Source organism: Novosphingobium chloroacetimidivorans (assembly GCF_014204535.1).
Classification (GTDB): Bacteria; Pseudomonadota; Alphaproteobacteria; order Sphingomonadales; family Sphingomonadaceae; genus Novosphingobium; species Novosphingobium chloroacetimidivorans.
Genome location: NZ_JACHLR010000067.1, coordinates 1 through 2,738 on the forward strand (window position 1 = coordinate 1; position 2,738 = coordinate 2,738).

Annotated in this window: 1 protein-coding gene and 2 pseudogenes; 2 read left to right on the forward strand and 1 reads right to left on the reverse strand. The window is 59.5% G+C overall.

All coding sequences use genetic code 11. From position 1 onward, the window contains the following. Positions 1–212: pseudogene (locus HNO88_RS21760) on the forward strand (integrase core domain-containing protein); the annotation flags it as partial. 768 nt (positions 213–980) lie between these two features. Here HNO88_RS21760 and HNO88_RS21765 read toward each other — a convergent pair. Then, positions 981–1,741 (reverse strand): annotated as a pseudogene (locus HNO88_RS21765) (IS5 family transposase). Between the two features lie 393 nt (positions 1,742–2,134). Between HNO88_RS21765 and HNO88_RS21770 the strand changes: the two are divergent. After that, the gene (locus HNO88_RS21770) at positions 2,135–2,392 is read left to right on the forward strand and encodes a transposase (RefSeq protein WP_184250905.1); all 258 of its coding nucleotides are present in this window, start codon (positions 2,135–2,137) and stop codon (positions 2,390–2,392) included. Positions 2,393–2,738: the final 346 nt, after the last annotated feature.

Consider the following 2,738-nt stretch of genomic DNA (forward strand, 5'->3'; position numbering starts at 1 on the left):
TCTCCGCAATCGAATGGCATGGCCGAAGCCTTCGTGCGCACCCTCAAACGCGACTACGTCCGTGTGAACCCGACGCCTGACGCACGCACTGTCATCGCGCAACTGCCCCGCTGGCTAAACCACTAAACGAGATCCATCCGTATAAGGCGCTAGGCTACCGATCACCCCGCGAGTACATCACCCGAACCCGCGAGGCCACGTCCGACAATTAGGGGGCAACGACAAAGGACACGGACTGGGGGGGCGTTTTCTGCCGCTAACGGTTCCAGGCGGACGCTTACAATAGAACTGATGGACCGTTGCTGGCAATCGCGATCAGCAAACTGATCTGAGAACAAAGCGCTGAGGAGGCGTAGCCTCAACAAGGGCCGGCCTATCCGCCGTGTGGCGCCCAGCAGCGCCTTCGAGCTTGGGCTTGTTCCGGTCGCGTTCACGTCCCCTTGCACGGCAAATTTTCGCGATCTTAAGTATCCGCAGATGCTCTTGCCAGACAGCTACATGGGCGACCGGCACACCATCGAAGAACGCGGCTTCCGAGTAGTTCATTCGCACGCAGCAGCGCCGCACAGCCATGCCGAAACGGCCGCAGAACTTGGCCGATGATTTCGATATCCGCTTCCCGGCGATCCGTACGCACTGAGTGCACCGACTAGCTTAGCAAAGGGTTTCATGACGCCTTCCTCGTGATGAAGGCCGCAGACCCAGGAGAACCTACGACCTTCATTCGGGTAGCCTCGGGTAGGGAGAACGGGCTGTTTGCCGAGGCACGCTCAAGATGGACGCCAAATCTTAACGACTTGTAAATCTCGCTTAAGAAAACGACGGCTGGCGTTCACCATTCAACATTAAGGAGCGTTCATCATGTCTCAAATGCGTGAGCACTCTCTGCGCTGCTCCCTACATGTTCAAGGCGCTGAACGACGCCTAGTAGCACCGGGCGAGCTCCTGAGTGCCCTAGGGCTTACTAGGGCGTGGACTCATTACGCGTTGCACCAGAGGCGTGTGCAGACGAGCTTGATGGCTGCGAGATAGTTGGCAGCATCCTTGTCGTAGCGGGTGGCGATGCCACGGAACTGCTTGGTCCGGTTGAAGAAGCGCTCGACGAGGTTGCGCTGCCGGTAGAGTTAAGGCGAGAAGCCGAAGCGCTGCTTACGGTTGGAGCGGTTGGGGATGTTGGCCCAGACATTTCTGGCCGCCGCCGCTTCGCGGATGGCGGTGCTGTCATAACCCTTGTCGCCGAGCAGTGTGGCTCCTTCAGGGATTGTCTCGATCAGCGCTTCAGCTTCGCATGCATCGTGGACCTGCCCACCTGTCAGTCGCAGACCGACAGGACGTCCATCAGCGTCGACGAGAGCGTGGAGTTTGGTCGTAAGGCCGCCCCGGGAACGTCCCATGCCATGATCTCCAGATCCGCCCTTTTGCCCGTCGCACCGTACTGGTGGACGCGCATGCAGGTGGAATCGATCATCACCAACTCACCACTAAAGCCGGCGGATACTGCCACCAGCAGCCGGTCCCATACACCGGCCTTTCGCCAGCGGACGAACCGGTTGTAGCAGGTTGTTGACGGCCCATAGCGCTCCGGGATCTCTGCCCAAGGCGCATCGGACCGGAAACGCCAGAGAATGCCGTTCAGGACACGCCGATTGTCTACCCGAGGCACCCCACGAGGCTTGTTGGGCAGCAACGGCTCAATAATGAGCCACTCCTTGTCCGTCAGTTCATACCGCCGCCGCGCCATACGCCCTCCGTTTCCAGAGGTGCCTGAATCACGCTACGCGCAACAGCTCAACCCAATTTATGAGTTCGCGCCCTAGTCATGCTGTAGCGGAGCCGCTTGCCGGCCCGCTGCTGATCGTGTCAGCGCCAATCTTAGCTGTTCCGCGCCTGTAGCCGTTCAGCGCTCCAAACAGCCAGTTCCAAATCGGGATGCTCTATGGTGGCGCTCAGCGACGCGGCGGCCTGCAATAGCGATACGAGCCGTGCTGAAATGGTGTCTGCCTGGAGCTCAAGCTGATTGTGACAGCTTTGCGCCGCCGCAAGACAAGTGGCGTTTTTCAAGCTGACTATGATCGCTTACAGGTCCGGTCCCTTGCGAGAATTAAGGGGCGCCACCAGCAACTTACGCAATCTCATGCCGAACCGCAAGCATCGGCTGATCTTCAGCGCCTTCCTCTACAGGTACCGCAACCTCCTCGAACGCATCTTCAGCACACTCAAGCAGTTCCGCGCCGTCGTAACCAGCTACAACAAACGCGACGACAACTTCCTCGCCTTAGTCCATTTCGCATCCATTCGCATCTGGCTGAGGCATAATGAGTCGGTGGTCCAGCGCGCGTGGCACAGATGGCGGCCGGCCGAATTCCAAGAGCTGACGCAGGGCCTCAGGTAGAGCGGATTTGATCTTTTTGCCGGGGAGGGAGGGTTTGCAGCGGCGCTGCGGCGACGCCCCCACTGATCGTCCTATCGTAGGCCACAGTGATCAAACGCTGGTGTTTGGCAGTTCGCACCGAAGCCTCGCGCAAACCGCAGCGATGAGGTGGCGGCGTCGGAAGCCACCCTTATAAGGCATGGAGGCGGATAGAAGGGCTGTCCGCCAGTCCGCCCACGCCGGAAGATAACGGAACTCAGGCGGTTTGACGACGGTTCAGCCGTTCATGCCGCTGACGGTTCTGTTGGACCTTGGATGCACGTAGACCCGACATGCCGTCACGTTCGACCGCGCGCTGCCATGAGAC

What these genes read in the sequence shown, in the direction of transcription:
- HNO88_RS21770 (WP_184250905.1), top strand. Translation starts at nt 2,135, where the DNA reads ATGCCGAACCGCAAGCATCGGCTGATCTTCAGCGCCTTCCTCTACAGG.